Origin of the sequence: Caballeronia sp. LZ034LL (assembly GCF_031451215.1) — a bacterium.
Classification (GTDB): Bacteria; Pseudomonadota; Gammaproteobacteria; order Burkholderiales; family Burkholderiaceae; genus Caballeronia.
Window position 1 is genome coordinate 561,685 of record NZ_JARUXR010000004.1, and the last position, 17,843, is coordinate 579,527.

Annotated in this window: 11 protein-coding genes; 1 reads left to right on the forward strand and 10 read right to left on the reverse strand. The window is 66.0% G+C overall.

Annotated features, from left to right (window positions below; genetic code table 11):
• Nucleotides 1–97 precede the first annotated feature (97 nt).
• The 9 genes from QCE83_RS29950 to QCE83_RS29990 form a co-directional block, all read right to left on the reverse strand.
• On the reverse strand, nt 98–2,326 hold the full coding sequence (locus QCE83_RS29950) for a TonB-dependent siderophore receptor (protein WP_309819717.1): 2,229 nt from the start codon (nt 2,324–2,326) through the stop codon (nt 98–100).
• A 502-nt stretch (nt 2,327–2,828) separates the two neighbouring features.
• Nucleotides 2,829–7,433: a cellulose synthase subunit BcsC-related outer membrane protein gene (locus tag QCE83_RS29955; RefSeq protein WP_404985876.1), complete on the reverse strand. Its 4,605-nt coding sequence runs from the start codon at nt 7,431–7,433 to the stop codon at nt 2,829–2,831.
• Complete coding sequence (gene bcsZ, locus QCE83_RS29960; RefSeq protein ID WP_309819722.1) at nt 7,427–8,614, reverse strand: cellulose synthase complex periplasmic endoglucanase BcsZ; 1,188 nt, start codon at nt 8,612–8,614, stop codon at nt 7,427–7,429. Before bcsZ ends, QCE83_RS29955 begins: the two co-directional genes overlap by 7 nt.
• A 1-nt stretch (nt 8,615) precedes the next feature.
• Complete coding sequence (gene bcsB / locus QCE83_RS29965; protein WP_309819724.1) at nt 8,616–11,129, reverse strand: cellulose biosynthesis cyclic di-GMP-binding regulatory protein BcsB; 2,514 nt, start codon at nt 11,127–11,129, stop codon at nt 8,616–8,618.
• Nucleotides 11,129–13,345, reverse strand: a complete 2,217-nt coding sequence (gene bcsA / locus QCE83_RS29970; protein ID WP_309819727.1) for a UDP-forming cellulose synthase catalytic subunit — start codon at nt 13,343–13,345, stop codon at nt 11,129–11,131. The genes bcsB and bcsA overlap by 1 nt, the downstream gene beginning before the upstream one ends.
• On the reverse strand, nt 13,342–14,130 hold the full coding sequence (bcsQ, locus tag QCE83_RS29975) for a cellulose biosynthesis protein BcsQ (RefSeq protein WP_309819729.1): 789 nt from the start codon (nt 14,128–14,130) through the stop codon (nt 13,342–13,344). Before bcsQ ends, bcsA begins: the two co-directional genes overlap by 4 nt.
• A complete protein-coding gene (bcsP, locus tag QCE83_RS29980; protein ID WP_309819733.1) occupies nt 14,127–14,843 on the reverse strand; it encodes a cellulose biosynthesis protein BcsP in 717 nt (238 codons plus the stop codon). The genes bcsQ and bcsP overlap by 4 nt, the downstream gene beginning before the upstream one ends.
• Before the next feature lie 120 nt (nt 14,844–14,963).
• Nucleotides 14,964–15,419: a cellulose biosynthesis protein BcsD gene (gene bcsD, locus QCE83_RS29985; protein ID WP_309819735.1), complete on the reverse strand. Its 456-nt coding sequence runs from the start codon at nt 15,417–15,419 to the stop codon at nt 14,964–14,966.
• Between the two features lie 540 nt (nt 15,420–15,959).
• Nucleotides 15,960–16,157: a hypothetical protein gene (locus tag QCE83_RS29990; protein WP_309819737.1), complete on the reverse strand. Its 198-nt coding sequence runs from the start codon at nt 16,155–16,157 to the stop codon at nt 15,960–15,962.
• A 441-nt stretch (nt 16,158–16,598) separates the two neighbouring features.
• Here QCE83_RS29990 and QCE83_RS29995 point away from each other — a divergent pair, with 441 nt between their 5' ends.
• Nucleotides 16,599–17,213, forward strand: coding sequence for an NAD(P)-dependent oxidoreductase (locus QCE83_RS29995; RefSeq protein WP_309819739.1), 615 nt, complete (start codon nt 16,599–16,601; stop codon nt 17,211–17,213).
• Between the two features lie 32 nt (nt 17,214–17,245).
• On the opposite strand, the gene QCE83_RS30000 is transcribed toward QCE83_RS29995, so the two are convergent.
• Nucleotides 17,246–17,713 carry a DUF3331 domain-containing protein gene (locus QCE83_RS30000; RefSeq protein WP_309819741.1) on the reverse strand — a complete coding sequence of 156 codons (468 nt, stop codon included), beginning with the start codon at nt 17,711–17,713 and terminating at the stop codon, nt 17,246–17,248.
• Nucleotides 17,714–17,843: the final 130 nt, after the last annotated feature.

Here is a 17,843-nt window from a genome sequence, read left to right on the forward strand (position 1 = left end):
GGGATTGGGGGGTTTTTCGGCGGTTTGTTATGTAGCGCTTCTTGTTTCTTTGGGCGGGGGCGCCCGCCGGGGGGGGGGGGCGCGCGCCGGCACGGCATCAGCGGAAGCGATAGTTCAGGGTGGCGAGGAACGTGCGGCCCAGGCCCGGCACCGCGCGTCCGCCATCGGACGGAATCAGGGCGTCGTAGTACTTCTTGTCCGTCAGGTTCAGCACGTTGAACTGGATATCGTAGCGTTTCTGATGATACGCGGCCATCACGTCCCAGCGCACGTAGCCGCCCACTTCGACGAGATTGTTGTTCGCCGCATAACGCGACGACACATACGAAGGCCCGCCGCCGATCTGCCACACCGGCGTGAAGTCATAGGTCGTCCACAGCGTGAACATGTGATGCGGCGTGTTGGCCGGCGTCTTGCCCTGCGTGCCGTCGAAGGCCTTCAGGATCGTGCCGTCCATGTAGGTATAGCCGCCGAACATCTGCCATTGCTTCGTAATGTGGCCCGCCACGCCCAGCTGATAGCCGCGCACGCGGATGTCGCCGTCGAGCGAATAGGTGCCGTCCGAGGCCAGCGTGCGCGCGTTGGTCTTCTCGATGTTGAATAGCGACTGCGTGACCGACAAGCCGCCGTTCAGCAGATCCCACTTCGAGCCGACTTCGTACGACTTGTTGTGCTCGGGCGGCAGGTTCTGCTGGCCGTTGGTGAGCGTGAGCGCTTCGAGCGACGGATCGAACGACGTGCCGTACGACACGTAGTACGACTGCGTCTCCGTCGGCTGGAACACGAGGCCCGTGCGCACGCTCGTGAAGTAGTTGGTCTGGGTGGCGTAGGAGGGCGCGTTGATCGAGTTGTGAATTGCCGCTTCATAGCGGTCCCAGCGCACGCCGCCAATCCACTTCCAGTGCTCGCCGAGCGAGATCGTGTCGTTCAGGTACAGGCCGAGACCGTTCGCGCTCGACTCTGCCAGATTGGTCGCCACTTCCTTGTAGTTCGCCGGACGCGGCACATACGCCGGATCGACCAGCGGCACGATGGCGAGCGTGTTCGACGGCAGGCCCGGCGTCGTCGCGGTGAAGCTCTGGTTGCTGTAGGTCTCGTGGCTCAGATCGACGCCCACCAGCATGTCGTGCTTCAGGAAGCCCGTGGCGAACTTGCCTTCGAGGTCGGTCGTGTTGTAGACCGAGTGATCGTTGATGTTGCGGTCCTTGCCTTGCAGGCGCACGAACAGCGAACTCAGCGGCAGGGAGGTGTAGTTGCCGTTGGTGAGCGCCGTCGAGTTGCCGAGCGGTCCGGTCAGCACGGCCGCCGCGTTGGTCGCGCGTGCTTCGGTGCTGTAGTGGCTGAACTGCGTCTGGTTGCGCAGCGTGAACATGTCGTTGAAGCGATGCTGGATGCGCGCGCTGACCGTCTGCACGTCCTGGATCGTGCGGTCGTCGGTGAAGCCGTAGAAGGTCTTCGTGTCGACCGGCGCGGGATGGCCGTTCAGCGGCGGAATGCCGTAGTCGGGCTGGTCGCGGTTGTGCTGGATCAGCGCGCTCAACGTCACCTGCGTCGGCGTGCCGATGCCGAACTTCACTTCCGGCGCAATGCCGTAGTCCTTGTTGATCATCTCGTCGCGGCTCGAACCCAGCGACTGGCCGAATGCGTTGACACGGAACGCCGAGGTGTCCGTCAGCGGCTGGTTGATGTCGACCGTCGAGCGGAAGCGGTCGTGCGTGCCCGCCTGCAACGAGACATCGGCGCGCGGCTTCAGGTCCGGCTGCTTGCTGACCTGGTTGATTACGCCGCCGGTGGAGCCGCGTCCGAAGTAAAGCGACGACGGCCCGTACAGCACGTCGATCGATTCGAGGTTGAAGGTATCGCGATAGTACTGGCCGCGGTCGCGGAAGCCGTCGAGGTAGATGTCGGTGCGCGCGGAGAAGCCGCGCAGGTTGATGTTGTTGCCGATCTGGCCGCCTTCGGCCGCGCCGAGCGTGACGCCGGGCACGTTGCGCAGGGCATCGGAGAACGAGCTGATGGCCTGCGATTGCAGCACGGCCTTCGGTACCACAACGACGGCCTGCGGAATGTCGCGCAAAGCGGTGGGCACCTTGGCGCCGACGCTGGATACGTCGGCCTGGAAGTCGGGCGTGTCGGCCTGGCTGGTCACGCGGACGGCGGGCAGCGAAGCGGTATCGGGCGTGTCCGGAGCCGCCGACGCGGCCTGCGCGATGTTCGGCGCTGCGGTGGGCGTGGTTTGCGATGCAGTCTGGGCGTACAGCGGTGCCGCCATGGGCACGGCGGCAATCGTTACCCATGCCGCTGCCAGCGGCGTTTTCCTCAACATGTCGTTGTCCAGGTCGTTGTTGTTCAGGTCCGATGGCAGCGGATCGGGCGTCCTGCCGCCTCGGTTTTTCGAGGTGCGCGATGTCGTCGATCGACAGCTGCGGCGCCGTGCTGTTTGGTACGACTCATTGCGCCGGGCTATCGTGTCGATTGGGTAAATGCGAATCGCTATCATTACATGGTCGGAAATATTTCGAAAATATCCGTAATGACTGGCGGGATTTATTGCCGGTAAATGTGACTTGCGCGCAACACAAAGGCGCATGTCCGATGCAGCTTCAGAGAGGGCGAAAAAGACGCTCACGCCCGCCGGGCGTGGCTTGGAGACCGGAGCAGCATTGGACGCGGCTCGGTATCAGGCGAATACGAGGGAATCGCGGACAAAAAGTGGCGGATGAGATTTTCCGCCAGGTGGCCGCTGCGTAATGCGCTGAAATATTTGTAAGAAATTGGTGCTGGCTTGCATGAGGTATCTTTCGACGCCGCTGCAAGCCGAACCAACGTCAGTTAGACAACGACAGATACGGCGAGCTGAATGCCTGCGGCGGGAACACGGGCTGCACGCCGCCGCGATTCGAGAACGTATAGCGCACGTACACGGCCGCGAGCCACTCGCGATACTGATACGCGTTGCCGAACGATGCCGTCGCGCCAAACGCCAGTTGCGGCGCGAGCTGATATTCGCCCGTTGCGCTGAGCGAGTACGACACGCCCGTCTTGCTCTGACCGGGATAGACGGCATTCGCATCGGGCGTGGCGCCGGAGCCGGCAGCGCGTGCCTGGAACGTGCCGTTCGTCGGGAAATAATCCGACTCGTCCTGCCGGTAATGCTGCACGCCGATCGAGCCCTTCAGGTCGTAGGTGAAGAGCCCCGAACGCCCGGCGTATTCGACCGGGAAGTTGAGAATCACGTACTGCTGCGGGCTGAAGTAGCCGCCCTGACCATACGTGAAGTACGACAGGTTCTTGTCGTAGTGCATCAGCGTGGTGTTCGCGCCGATGGTCAACGTCTGGTCCGCATCCTTGATGAGGCGCGTATAGATGCCGCCGCCGCCCTTCACCGCGGTGTTGGTCGCGACCTGCTTGCCGTCGAGGAACTGGTACGCCGCGTTGGCGTAGACGCCGTTGGTGCCGTCATCCCAGCCGAAGTCGGCGCGGCCGCCCGTCGACGTCACGCCGCCCCATTCGAGGCCCGCGCCCTGGTCGCGGGCGCCGGCGTAGGACAGCAGGCTGTCCGTGACCGCGCGGCGCGCGACGGCCAGCGAGTAGGAGACCTTGTCGGTGATGGCGTTCTGATACTGGACGCCGCCCACCACATTGGTTTCGCGGAAGCCGAGCGGCGTGGTGCCCACGTCGCCCTTCCAGTTGCGGTTCTCATAACCGATCGACAAGCCGACGCCCGTCGCCGTCTGCGAGCCGTAGTTGTTGGTCGGCGGTGTGGCGACCGCGCCCAGTCCGGACCCGAAGCGCGCGAGCGTGTTCGCCTGGCTGCTCGCGGTGCCGGCGTCGAGCGTGACCGGCGTCGCGCGCACGATGACGTGACCGTTGCCCGCCTTGATGCGGCCTTCGATGGGCGCTTCGATGTCGGTCAGGTTGGACAGTCCGTCCTCGCCGTCGCGATTGCGGAAGATGATCCCGCCCGACACCGTGCTGGCCTGCTCGCGGTTGATCTGCGCGAGTTCATCGGCGACGCCCGTCGTCTGCGAATTGGCGACAGGCCCGGGCATGCCGCCGGTGGACATCGTCGCGGCCGCGGCGGCGCGCTGCTGCTGCGTCTGGGCCGGATAGTACGGCTGCGCGTAGCCCGCCGGCGGCTGCGGAATGTACGGCTGCTGCGCGTACTGCTGCGGCGGATAGTAGGGCTGCGGCGCGTACGGCTGCTGCTGTTGCGGATAGGGCTGCTGCTGCAGCGGCGCGCCATAGGCGTACGGATCCGCGGGACGCGCTGTCGCGGTCTTGTGGGTGGAGGTCGTCGCCGGGCGTTTCGTGTGCGTCGTGCTCGAGCGGCTGCTCGCGACAGGCGGCGGCGCGTAGGCATTCGACTGCGCTTCGCGCGCGCCGGGCGACATCGGCCACGGCGATGCATACGGATCCTGTTGCTGCGGATACGGCTGTTGCGCGTACGGTTGCTGTTGCGGATACGGCTGATACGCCGGCTGCTGCTGATACGGCTGCGCCTGATAAGCCGGCTGCGCATAACCGCCCGACGCGCCCCCATCCTGTCCCGGATAAGGCTGAAGCGGACCGCCCGACTGCCCGGAACCGGACATGTCGGGACCATAGCCGCCGCTCGTCACCTGACGCGGCGCGCCTTGCTGCATCGGCGCGGGCGCGGCGGAGGGCGCCAGATACGGCGTGGAATACGTGGCGGGCTGGGGAGGCGGCAGATAGGTCGGCACGGGCTGCGAGTAACTCTGAGGGATGACCTGGCGATACGACGCGCCGGACGCCAGCGCCGGACTCGACGCCGTATCGACCGCGGTCTTGCCTTCGAATGGATTGGTGCCGGGCAGCGGATTCGAGCCGATGCGACTCAGCGCGCTTTCCCAGCCCGGCGGAACATTGCCGCGCGCCTGGGCGGGCGCGGCGGCCTGCATCGGCGGCGTGTTGGCCGCGACGAGCGAGCGTTGCAGGAACTGCGCGGCCAGATCGAGCTTGCCCTGCGCGCGATACATCCGGCCGATCGACGCCAGCACGCCCGGGTCGTTCGGCGCGGCCTGGTACGCTTGGTTCGCGTAGGTCTCGGCCAGCCGGAAGTCGCGCACGTTGCTCGCGGCGGCCATCGCGGCGGTCTGCAGCGCGAGATCGTCGGGACGGCGCGTCAGCGCCTTCTGGAAGCACGCCAGCGCACTGCGGTCGTCGCCCGCCGACGTGTACATGCGGCCCAGCGCAGCCTGCAGATCGGCGTTGTCGGGCATCGCGGCGAGCCACGGCGAAATGACGTCGTAGGCGCTCGCGAGATTGCCCTGCCGGCGCACTTCGTCCGCACGCGCGACGACGATGCCCACATTCAGATTGTTGAAGTCGGTGCGTTGCTGCGTCGTGAGCGACATCGACTGGAGACGGCGCATCACGGAACCCAGTTCGGCGGTCTGCTGCGTCGCCGAGAGAATGCCCGCGTATTGCAGGAGCAGTCCGGTGTCGTTCGGCGCCTGCGCGATCGCGCCGCGCACCAGCGCCAGCGCGCGTGCCGGATCGCCCGCCTTCACATAGGCCGTGGCGATCGCGCCCGTCAGCTCGGCGTTGCCGCTCGCAACCGGCGCGGCGCGGCTCAGGATCGCGAAGGCCTGCTGACGCTGTCCGGCAGCGGCCGCCTGCGTCGCGAGTTCCGCCTGTTGCTGCACCCACAGACGATGCTGGAGCGCCGTCATCGCCGGCGTGCGCTGGGCCGCCGGAATCCGTTCGAGTTGTCCGAGGCCGGTCGCCCAGTCCTGCGTTTCGGCAGACAGCAGCGCGCTCGCATAAAGCGCGTCGGTCATGTCCGGATGCGTGGCGAGCAGCCCGTCCATCATGCTGCGCGCGTTGCCCACCGCGCCCTGACGCACGTAGATGCGCGCCAGGTCGAGACGCAGCCAAGGATCGTCGGGATTGTTGAGCAGCGCGTCTTCGAACAGGCTGCGCGCCGCGCCGAGATCGCCGCGTGCTTCGGCCGCGCGCGCCTGCGCGGCTTGCGCCTCGCCGCGCAGCTTGTTGATGCCGCCGGCCTTCGCTTGCTGTTCGGTGTTGAGGCGATTGGCGAATTCGAGCGCCTCGTCGCCGCGTCCCTGCGCAGCCAGCGCGCCGACGAGTCCGCGGATCGCATCGGGATTGTCGGCCTGACGGCGCAGCGCCATCCGATACGCCTGCTCCGCGCCTCGCGGATCGCTGTTCGCAAGCAGCATCTCGCCGAGCAGGACCTGGGCGGTGACATCGGACGGATTGACGGCGATCGCGCGTTCGAACAACGCCTTCGCCTGCGCGATCTGCCCGTTGCTGCGCGCGCCGATGGCGTCGCTCGTGTAGGACCAGTACGTGGCGCTGGTGAGCGCGTCCTTCCAGCGCGCCGGATTGCCGGCCCGCGACGCGCGTTCGAGATCGTTGCGCGCTTCGGTGAAGTGTTCCTGCTTGAGCGCCGCGATGCCCATGCCGCCGAGCGCGTCGGCGTCGTTCGGGTTGCTCGCGAGCACCGACGCGAAACGTGCACGCGCCGTCACGAGATCGCCGCGATCCAATGCCGCAAAACCTTCCCCGACCGTGCGTCCGCGCGTATCGACGGCCACGCCTGCCTGCGCCCGATCCTGCGCCGCACGGTCCTGCTGCACCATCGAATCGAAGCGCGCCTTCACGGCGGCGTCGTCGGGCGAGGTTTGCAGATAGGCCTGGTACAGCGGCGCATCCGATGCGCGCGCCCCGAGCCACAACAACGCCTGGCGCCAGCTCTTCTTCGCGTCTGCACCGACGGCGCTGTCGCTGGCAAGCTTCGCGAGCCGCGCGATGCCGTCGCGCCGCGTCGAGTCGCGGTAGGTCAGATGCTGCGCGTAGGCGAGCTGGTAACGCGGCTCGTCGGGATTGTCGCGCGCGAGCTGTTCGAGTCCGCGGCGCGCTTCGTCCCAGCCTTGCGGCGTGGCGGCGAGCGCCTGGTAATACTCGAGCTGCAACTGCGGCGTGGCGGGCTTGCCGTCGATCGCGCGCCGGTATTCCTGCACCGCCGACGCGCTTTGTCCGCTCTGTGCGAGACGGCGCGCGTCGTTGACGGTCTGGTCGCGCGAACTGGTTTCACCGAGCCGGCGGCCGAGTTCGTCGATGTTCGGATAGTTCGGCGCGACCTGACGCAATTGCGCGAGATACTGCTGCGCGCCGCTGCCGTCCTTGCGATCGGCGAGCACCATGCCCATGCCGAACAGCGCATCGGGCTGCTTCGGGTTGATGCGCAGCACCTTCTGCCACGCCTGCTCGGCGAGATCGCCGCGCTTGTGCGCCTGCCAGTATTTGCCCTGATCGACCAGCACGGTCAGCGGATCGGCGCTGGCCTGGGCGAGGGCGAACATCGGCGCGCCGGCCGTGATGGCCGCCGCGATGTGCATTGCGAGAGTCCGCTTCATTGCGTGTTTCCTGACCCGGATCAGCATGCGCTTCTCCAGTTCGGCACCAGACGGCCGTTTTCATCGAAGCGATAGCGCCCGTCGACGAAACCGCCGCCGAACAGGCCCAGCACGCGGTCGTAGTACGCAGGTTCGCGTCCTGCGACAGCCGGCGCCGTCAGCGCTTCGAGATGGGCGCGGGCGATGCCCAGGCCGTGCTCGTCGTTCAGTGCCTTGAAGTAGGGCGCCAGCGCGCCCCAGTAAGAGAGCGGGCCTTCGCCGCTCGCCGCGCCGTTCAAGGTCGAGACCTTCTCCGGCGGGAAGCCGTTTTGCGCGACACTCTGGCGCATGCCGCCGAGCGCATCGAGCCACGGGCGCGCGAGCGGATCGCGATTTGCCGTCATGCCGGCCCACAGATACACGCGAATGGCGTCATAGCTGCCGACATCGCCGTTCTTCGGATCGACGGCGAACTGGCCGTTCTGATACGCCGCCCAGTCCGGCGCGTAGCCGCGCGGCGCGGTCACGCGGATCATCGTCGCGGCGTTCTGCGCGAGCCGGGTCCACGGGCCGTCGGGCATTTCATGCGCCAGTGCACGCAGCAGCGGCAGCGGCAGATAGCTCGGATTCAGACGCGTCACGTCGCCGTTGCGAAAACCGTGCGGGCCGGGCAGGAGCATCGGCCCGAGGCCCGGCAGATCGGCGATTTCCTGCTTCACGATCTGCGTCGCCAGCGCGTAGCCGAGTTTCGTGTACGCCGGCTCCTTCCACAGCCGGCCGGCCTGGAACAGGTCGTAGGCGATCCACAGGTCCGAATCGGAGGCCGAGTTCGGGTCCAGCACGCCGAACGAGCCGTCCGGCTTCCTGCCCCATTGCCACGCGGGCAGGCGCAGGTTGGCGGCATCGAACTGGTTGCCCGAGAGATTCGTGCGGGTCCAGCCGAGCAGGCGCTCGAAGGTGGCGCGGTCGTTGGCCACGAGCGCGAAGAACATGCCGTAGGACTGCCCTTCGGAGGTGGTCTGCTGCACTTCGCTCGAGCGGTCGATCACGCGGCCATCGGCCTGCACCGCGCGCTCGACGAATTGCCGGTACGCCGGCCAGTCGCATTGCTGAGCGGCTTGCGGGGCTTGCGCGGACTGGGCGGACTGTGCGCGGGCGGCGCCGGCCGCTCCCGCGCTGGCGGCGGCGACGAACGCGCCGGCCACGACGCTTGCGGTGAATGGCCGCATGTCAGTCCCTCAGGCGCCGCGCGGCGAGCGAACGCAGCGCGCGATAGAACAGGGCGGCGATGATCAGCGCGGCCAGCACGCCGCCGAGCACCAGCAACACCGGATGCGACGAGAGCGCCCAGCGCATGTAATGCATCGGCGACAGATGACCGACGTAATACGCTTCGCCGTTCGACGTCACGGTCACGGTGCGTCCGTGGATGACGGCCATCGCGCCCTGGATGGACGGCAGCAAGTCATTGTCGAGCAAGGCGGCGGAGAGATCGGCATCCGACTGTCCCGCCGCGCTGATCAACGCCACCGCGCTGCGTCCGCTCTTCAGCGGCGATTCGAAACCGGTGAGCAGGGCGTCGCCGTTCGAGCTGACGAGCGAGAGATCCGCGCGCGCCGGCGAACGTTCCGGACCATGCTCGCCATGCCACCAGTCGACCAGCTTGAACGCGACATCGGTGAGCTGGAAGGTGTGCGAGTCGCCGTCGCTGGAGAACGGCATCTGCTTGGCCCAGCGCTGCAACAGCGGCTGGCGTCCCGGCGAGCCGAGGATCAGCAGATCCTTGTCGGCGAAGCGGTCGACGTCGTTCGCGCTGGTCACGGTGACGCCGGTCACCGGATAGCCCGTCGATGTGCCCATGCGGCCCATTTCGAGCAGGTACAGGCTGTAGTCGGCCGAGTTCGGGTCATTGGGCAGCACCACCGCCGTCTGCGACAGGTCGGCCATGCGCGTGAACGGGAAGCCGCCGTTGGCGAACGCGGCCAGATCGGGCAGCGCCATGTAGTGCGGGAAGCCCGACAGGTCGATGGTCGAGTTCGGGTCCACCGCGCCGACCACGTTGTCCAGCACGCGGCCCTGGCATTCGCCGGTCTTCGGGATGTCGTAGTAGAAGTGCAGGCGCAACTGCGCGCGCGGCGTGAGCAGCAGCGGCGGAATATAGACCTCGCGGCGCGCGGACACGGTCTTGTCCGGCAGCACGCGGCTGAAGTAATGCCCGAGGTCGAAGGTCGAGGCGGAGACGGCCGGGATGCGCAGCGACTGCACGAAGCCGTCGTTCACGCTGATGTTCAGCGAGGAACGGTCCGGCGCGGGCCGCACGGTGTAGCGATAGGCCAGATCGATCGGCACGCCCTTGGTCTGCCACATGAAGAGATCGGGCGGCACGCGCAGGTTGACGCGCACGGCATCGGCGTCGTAGCCGCGGGCGGTCAGGTCGCGCGCTTCCGCGAGCTCGCCGAAGCGCACCGGGCGATCCGTCGACAGCCAGTTCGGCGCGTCATAGGGACGGCGCGGCTGCAGGTCGCTGAATTGCGTGATCGTCGCGCTCGTGCCGGACAGCGTGTTCTGACCGATGCCCAGCGCCTTCGCGGCAGTCTTCAGCTCGTTCTCGTCGCGGCCCTGGATCAGCAGGATGCGGCCGCGCGCGTTGGCATCGCGTTCGACGACGGAAATCGTCGGGCCCGACACCGCCGGAATGTCGACGCCCGCCACCTTGGCGTCGCCGACGGCGAACACCACGGCATTGCCTGAGAGCGGCACGTTGTCGGTCTGGGCCGGGAACATCGCGCCGCGATAGCCCGCGAGCGAGCCGAAATACGACGCCACCATGCCGGCCGCTTCGAGCGTCGGCAGGCTCGGCTTGCCGGCGAACACGAACGGCAGTTCGAGACGGCGCACGTCGCGGCGGTCGAAGAACGGATTCGGCAGCGCGGCGAGGTCGGGCTTGTTGGCGATCGACGCGTAGGTGAGGTCCAGCGAACTCGAATTGCTGACGGTGGCCCACAGCGTCGAGTTCGACGGGTCCTCGCACTGCTGCGTGTAATGGCCGATCAGCTGGACGTTCAGATGGTTGAACTCGGTAATGAAGCGCGGATCGATGGCCACGTCGCGCGCCACCAGCACGCCCGCCTGGTCGCGCGGCACGGGCAGCGTCGCGGCCACTTCGCCGTTGATCAGCACCTTCAACTGCGAAATCGACGGCAGCAGCGACGGCGAATAGCTGTAGATCAGATGCAGGATCGCGCCCGTCACGACTTCGTCGCCGCGCACCGAGAAGGCAATGCCGTTCTGGCCATCGGTGCCGCGCAGCTGCAGCGGATCGAGCGCGCCGTAGTCGGCGAAGGTCAGCGTCTGGCGGCGGCCGCCGGGCACCAGCGTGCCGGGATCGGCGGTGGTCGGAAGGCGCGAGGTCAGCGGCTTCTCGGGCTTGCCCGAGAACGCGGGCACGGGCATCGCGAGCGCGGGCTGCTGGATCGAGGCCGGGTTGTAGACGGCCGCCGGGCTCGGCGCGGGCACGGCGCCGGCGCCGGTCGCCTGCGGTGCGGCGGTTGCCGGCGCGACGGCAGCCGAGGCCGGCGCAGCAACAGCGGTCGCGGCCGCCGCGAGGGACGCGAGCGGCCCGGCGAACGCCGTCTGCAAGGCCGCGAAGACGGCCAGCGCGCGCACCAGAGGTCTTTCGCAAAAACGCGGCGTGCGCCCGCCCGTTCCGGATTCAACGTGCAACTTCGACATACCCATGCCCATTATTGGTCTTTGGTTTTCAGCTTCTTCACGTCGACCGGGCGCTTGTTCATCCAGGTACGAAGGTCGCTGTACAAGTGCTCGAACAGTCCGGCGATACCGCGCGTGCCCACCAGCAGCACATGCGACAGGCCGCGCAGCGGCGTATCCGGGCGGCGGCCTTCGGACCAGCCGGTCCAGGCATCCGCGCGCGCGAAAGTGGTCTTCACGAAGTCATATTCCTGCTCGCGCGTGAGCTGCCCGAAACGCAGGCCGACGCGCCCCGGCTCGGTATAGCCGACGCTCGCCGGGAACGCGTATTCCTCATCGCCGCGGAACAGCGAGACGGTCACGCGCTCGTGCATCGGCACTTCGATCTTGCTCGGCAGCGCAACGCCGACGCCGCCTTCCGAGTAGTCGATCGTCTCGCAGGCGAGCGTGCGGCCGGTGGAGAACTTGAGCATCACGGGCATCTTCATGGTCACGCGATGCGTCGCGCGCACTTGCCGCCGCTCGCTCGCCGCCGCCACCGATGCGCCCAGGATCAGCATGTTGTAGACGGTCCAGCAGAGGTTGAGGATGGTCGTGTTGACCTCGCTGCGGATCTGCCAGTACATGACGATATGCACGATGCCCGCGATGAAGCCGAGCAGGTTCAGCAACAGCAGGAACAGATAGGGCCGCGAGATGGACCAGTCGAAGTAATCCTTGGCGATCTGGCCGCCTTTGGCCGTCACGTTGAACTTGCCGAGCTTCGGGTTGATGACGGCGAGCAGCGTGGGCGCGGTGATGTACGACGCCAGCACCGACTCGTACACCTCGGCCCAGAACGAATGGCGGAAGCTGCGCTGCATGCGCGAATTGGTGATGCTCGCGTGCATCATGTGCGGCAGCGCGAAGATCGCGATGGTGCTCGCCGCGGCTTCGATCACGTGCGCGCCGAAGAACAGGTACGACAGCGGCGCGGTGAGGAACACCAGACGCGGCACGCCGTAGAAGAAGTGCAGCATGCCGTTCAGATAGCAGAGCCGCTGGCCGAGCTTCAGACCCTTGCCGGTCAGCGGATTGTCGATCCGGAAGATCTGTGTCATGCCGCGCGCCCAGCGGATCCGCTGCCCGATATGGCCGGACAGGCTTTCCGTCGCGAGACCCGCGGCCTGCGGAATCGCGAGATAGGCGGTGGTGTAGCCGAGACGGTGCAGCTTCAGCGCCGTGTGCGCGTCCTCGGTCACGGTCTCGACCGCGATGCCGCCGATTTCCTCGACCATCGAACGGCGCAGCACCGCGCACGAACCGCAGAAGAACGTGGCGTTCCACAGGTCGTTGCCGTCCTGCACGAGGCCGTAGAACAGCTCGCCTTCGTTCGGCACCTTGCGGAACGTGCCGAGATTGCGTTCGAACGGATCGGGCGAGAAGAAATGGTGCGGCGTCTGCAACATCGACAGCAGCTTGTCGCGCAGGAACCAGCCGAGGCAGATCTGCAGGAAGGAGCGCGTGGGGATGTGGTCGCAGTCGAAGATCGCGAGGAATTCGCCCTTCGTGATCTTCAGCGCCTCGTTGATGTTGCCCGCCTTCGCGTGCCGATTGTGCGTGCGGATCGTCCAGTTGACGCCCACTTCCTCGCAGAAGGCCTTGAACTCGGGACGGCGGCCGTCGTCGAGGACGTGGATCGCGAGCTTGTCGCCCGGATAGTCGAGCGCGAGCGCCGCATAGATGGTCGGCTTCACCACCGAGAGCGGCTCGTTGTACGTGGGGATGAAGACGTCGACGGTCGGCCAGTCGGCGCGGTCGGCGGGCAGCGGCAAGGGCTTGCGCTTGAGCGGCCAGGCCGTCTGGAAGTAGCCGAGCAGCAGCACGAGCGTCGCGTAGACTTCGGCGGCTACGAGCAGCAGGCCCCAGGCTGCGTCGAGCGGACGCTCCCAGTAGGTGGTTTCGGTCAGGCGCCAGAACATGTAGCGGCCCGACGCGATGATCGACAGCATGATCATCACGAGCGTCGCGTACTGGCCTTGCAGACGGCGGAAACCGAGCGCGCAGACGAAGCAGACGCTCGCGAAGGCGAGCTGCTGGCCGAACACGAGCGGCACGGTGACCACGAAATACAGCGCGCACAACGCGAACGCCGTGAGCAGGACCACGAGAATGCGGCTGCCCCAGATGCGCGCATCGACGAAGCGTTCGAGCCGCGACGTCGCCACGCTCACTTCCGTTTCCGGCGACGGGATCTTGGCGGAGCTCATGCAAGTTTCCTCGACGAAGCGGGCAGCGCATCGATTGCGGCGAGCAGCCATTCGCCGCACGCGCGGAGATCGGCGGCGGCCTGCGACAGCGGATCGTAGTGGATCAGCGTGGTGTCGCACGCGAGCGACTCGGAGACGCCTTCGTCCAGATGGATGACGCCCGGGAACAGCTTCGTGCCGAGCATGTTGCGCAGCACCTTCAGCACGTCCTTGCTCAGCTGGCGCGACTGGTCGACCTGATTCACGACATAGCCCTGGCCCGCGAAGTTCTGGCGCGGCGCGGCGTAGGCATCGACCATGCGCTCCATGCCGGGAATCGCGGCGTACGACGCGGCATCCGCCAGCACGACGTTCAGCGCGAAGTGTGCCGCGGTCAGCGCCGTGCGCGTGTAGACGGACGAGCCCGGCGGGGTGTCGACGATCACGATGTCGTTGGCATCGAGCGCCAGTGCATCGAGCGCGTGCGCGAGCCAGGCGGGATCGGCGTCGACGAGCGCTTCGAAGCGCCGGCGGTCGTCCTCGAGCAGCGCGCCGTAGGGCAGCACCGTGACGCCGTCGATGCCGTCGAACATCACGGTCTGCCAGGGTTCGCCGGCGAGCGTGGCGCGCGAGATGCCGTCGATGCTGTCGAGCGGAATGCCGAAGTGCAGGCGCAGTGCGTTTTGCGGATCGAGATCGAGCACGATCACGCGGCGGTTGCGCGCAGCGAGTACCGAAGCGAGATTGGCGGCGAGCGTCGTCTTGCCGACTCCGCCTTTCGCGGAAACTACCGTGATGACTTTCATGACCGTGAGAGGCGGCTCGTGCGATGGGCGGCGGGTTGTGTGTTCGCGGATTCGCCGGTGTGGCGCAGGCGGTCGAACATCGATTGAAGCGAGTTTGCGGGCGCGCTCGGAGCGGGCGGCGTCTGCGGCTTGAACAGCTTGCCGAGAATGGAGGGCGCTTCGGCTTCGGCTTCGGCGGCCGGCTGGACGCGCGGGGGGGCTGCTGGCGTCAGCGCTGCGGCGGCCGGGGCACGGCGCGCGAGGACGCTTGAGCCGAAGGTGGCTGCGGCGGGGCGTGGTTCTGCCGGTGCCGGTGTCGGCGCTGCGGCCGGCGCCATGTCCGGTGCGGTTTCGGTTGCGGTTTCGATCGCAGCGGGATCGGCAAGCGCCGAGAAACGCAGCGCGCTCAGCGATTGAGCAGCGGGCGCATCGACCGGCGGAATCGTGCGGCGATGCGGCCGCGTGAACAACTGCGGCCGGCCGCGATGGATCGGTGTCGGCCGTGCGGCGGGTTCCGCGGCGGGTTCGCTGCCGGCCGTACCGAATGCGCTGGGCTGACTGTCGCGGCGCGGCGCGATTTCAGGAATGGCCGGCTGCGCGAAATCCAGTGTCGCGAGCAGCGGCCAGCGGGTACGGGCGGACTTGGCCTCGTTTTCCCGACCGATCTCCTGATAGTCGCCTGCATTGCCGCCGAAATGATCGAACAGTTTCTCGATGTCGCGCGATGTATTCATGGTGCCGCTTCCTCGTTCGTGCCTGCCCTGCCTGGCCGTTTCAACTTGTGTGCGCCGCCTGATCGACAGGCGGCAGGAGCCGCCGCTTCGAGGCGGCGGTCGATGCTTCCGGGAATCTCGTCAAACTACCGTGCGTGCGAGCCTGAACTCGATGGCAGTGTCGTCGCCGAATTCGCTTGCCTGGCGGACCGCCAGCCCTTGCGCGCCAAGCGCGGCGAGCCACTGCTGATACGCGCCTTCCAGGAACGCCGGCGTCCACGCAAGCGCGCTTTCACCGAAAGCCGGCAGCGGGGCGCAGTAATGAACGATGCTCAGGTGATCGCGCTCGTCGGCGAGTTCGACGAAGCCCCAGTCGGTATCGCGCCATTGCACGTTGAGCGCTTCTGCCAGTTCGGCTGTCGAATTGCAGGACGGCAACGGCCGTGCGTCGGCGAAGCGGCTGCCCACGCGATGCATCAGTTGACGCAGTTCTGTGCGCCCGATTTGAGCTTCGAATTCATCGGCGAGCGCGGACAGAAGACCGCGCCATTGGCGAGACGTGTGGCTGTCCAGCAGGTGTTCAAAGATAGCGGCCATGTGTAGTCGGCTGGGCGCACGCGCGCCACGTGATTAGTGGTGTTTACGTCCTTGGCGGACATCTCTTGACCGAGAGCATTGATCCGGACGGTTGTCCAGGCGCGAGTACACGTCTGAACTTATCTCAATGCTGATTTTTTCGCCAGTAGAGACACTAGCAGGAGATTTTTTTGGCGAATTGAGCAATTAAGAAGCAACTGGCCGTCCAGTTTGGACATTTGACCCGCGTTGACCTGAACGAAAATTCGACAATCATCACGCACTTTTTGACGTGCACCCGCAAAGGCGGCGGCAGTGTACCACTCCGTTAATTCAGCGCCGGAGGGCATTGCAGTGTTTCATACGGATTGACTTTTGCCTGCACCGCCTGGCGCGGAGGTTGGCTGGCTGACGACGGAGATTTCGCCCGATCTTTCCCGTGCCGATCTGCAACAGAATGATTTGTATGAGAAAAATGGAAGACGCTCTGAACGGGGCGCTCGAGTAGGACGCAAAAAAAAAGCGCCCCGACAGGGACGCTTCAGATGGATTTCGTGACGCTTACAGGTTCGCGCGGACGGCGTCCCTGACGGCGTCCATCACAATGCCGTAATTGAGCGGGATGTCCAGGGAGTCGGAGTAGCCGGATTCTTCGGCGGACTCCTTGGGGACGGCGCGAGCAGGGATCGGCTCGTAGCCGGTTTCGCCTGCCGGATTTTCGCGTCCTTCGATGGCACCCTGCAATTGCGGATTCTTCACGATTAACTCCTTCCGGTAATGGAGCGGCGAGGAACTGCAATATAAACCAACGCGATGACAATTTGGCGACTGCCGTATTGGAAACTCGATCTGAAACCGCTGCGTGAAGCGCGCCGGTATCGCCACAAGGCGCATTTCAGACGGAGCACGGGGCTTTCCAGTTTAACGGCGTGGCAGGCCGCAAATGGCGCTCATGCATTATGAAGAACGCGCGGCGGTATCGCTTGAACGGGAGAAATTCGGCCCGGAATTTGCATGAAAACGGCTCGCCATGTAAATGCTGAAAACGTGATACGAATGCGTTGATTCACGTATTTCAGCATCAGGCACAACAAACGCTAACCCGGACGGCTTGGGCGTCATGGTTTATGTCGCCTTATCATGAAGCGAACACTTGTACGTGTTCGGGGCGAATGCCCGCGAAAAAAGGAGTCGATGGCAATGAGCACAATCGCGATCATCGGAGCAACGGGGAACGTGGGCAGCCGTCTGCTCGACGAAACGTTGCGGCGTGGGCACACGGTCACCGCGCTCGCCCGCGATACGTCGGGCGTCGAGGCACGATCCGGCGTGACCGCCCGAAACGTCGACGCGCTCGATGCCGACGCACTCTCCAGCGCAATCGCCGGGCACGATGCGGTCTTCAGCGCGATGCCCTTCAGCGGCGTTCCGGCGGAGGCGATCGTGGAGCCGGTGAAGCGCGCGGGCGTGCGCCGCCTGCTCGTCGTGGGCGGCGCGGGAAGCCTGTATGCCGCGCCCGGTCAACGCGTGCTGGACGGGCCGGATTTTCCCGCCGACTGGAAACCGGAGGCAACAGCCGGCGCCACGTTCCTCGACGCCCTGCGCGGCCAGCGCGACATCGACTGGACCTTCATCTCGCCGTCGGCGGAGTTCGTTCCGGGCGCGCGCACGCAACGCTACCGGCTCGGCGTCGACGAGCTGCTGGTCGACAGCACTGGCCGCAGCTGGATCACGTTCGACGACTACGCCATCGCCTTTCTCGACGAGTTCGAATCGCACGCGCACATCAAGCAGCGCATCACGGTCGGTTACTGAGTCGCACGTCAGGCGGCCACGGCAGGGTCCGCCTAGCCGTGCATGTCGACTTCGACTTCCTCGCTGTTCTTCGGCATCGCGGCCGCGAGGATCATCGCGGCGGCGTTCTGCGGCTTCGGATCGCGCTGCGAAGGCCGATACACCTGATCCCCGCGATGAATCGGCATTCCCGACAGCGAGCACACGCCTTCACTCGTCGCGGTCGTCGCGCGCCAGCCCTGATAGCCGTAGTGGCAGGTGCCGGGATCGGACCAGTAGACGAGCGCTGTCGCGCTGCTCGGGCGTTCGATCACCCGAACGATCGCTTGCGGATACGGCAGACCGTGATCCACGTGCTGCGGATGCGTACGGTTCCAGTCGCGAGTGAGACGCTCGAGAAACGAACTCTCGATGCGTGCGGATTTCTGAGATGGCGCGGTGCGGGCGACGTCTTGGGGCGCCGCCTCGAGCAGGTGAACCGTCTGTGACCACGGGTCCGCTCTTTTCGAAAAAGCTGTCATGGCAATGTTCCAGGCTTTGACTCGACCTAGAACGTACGTCATTAAGCATATTCCGATAAAGGCCGCATCAGTGAATACACTATCCCGTCGATGCGAATAATCGAACGGTAGTGTCAAAAAGCCTTGTGCG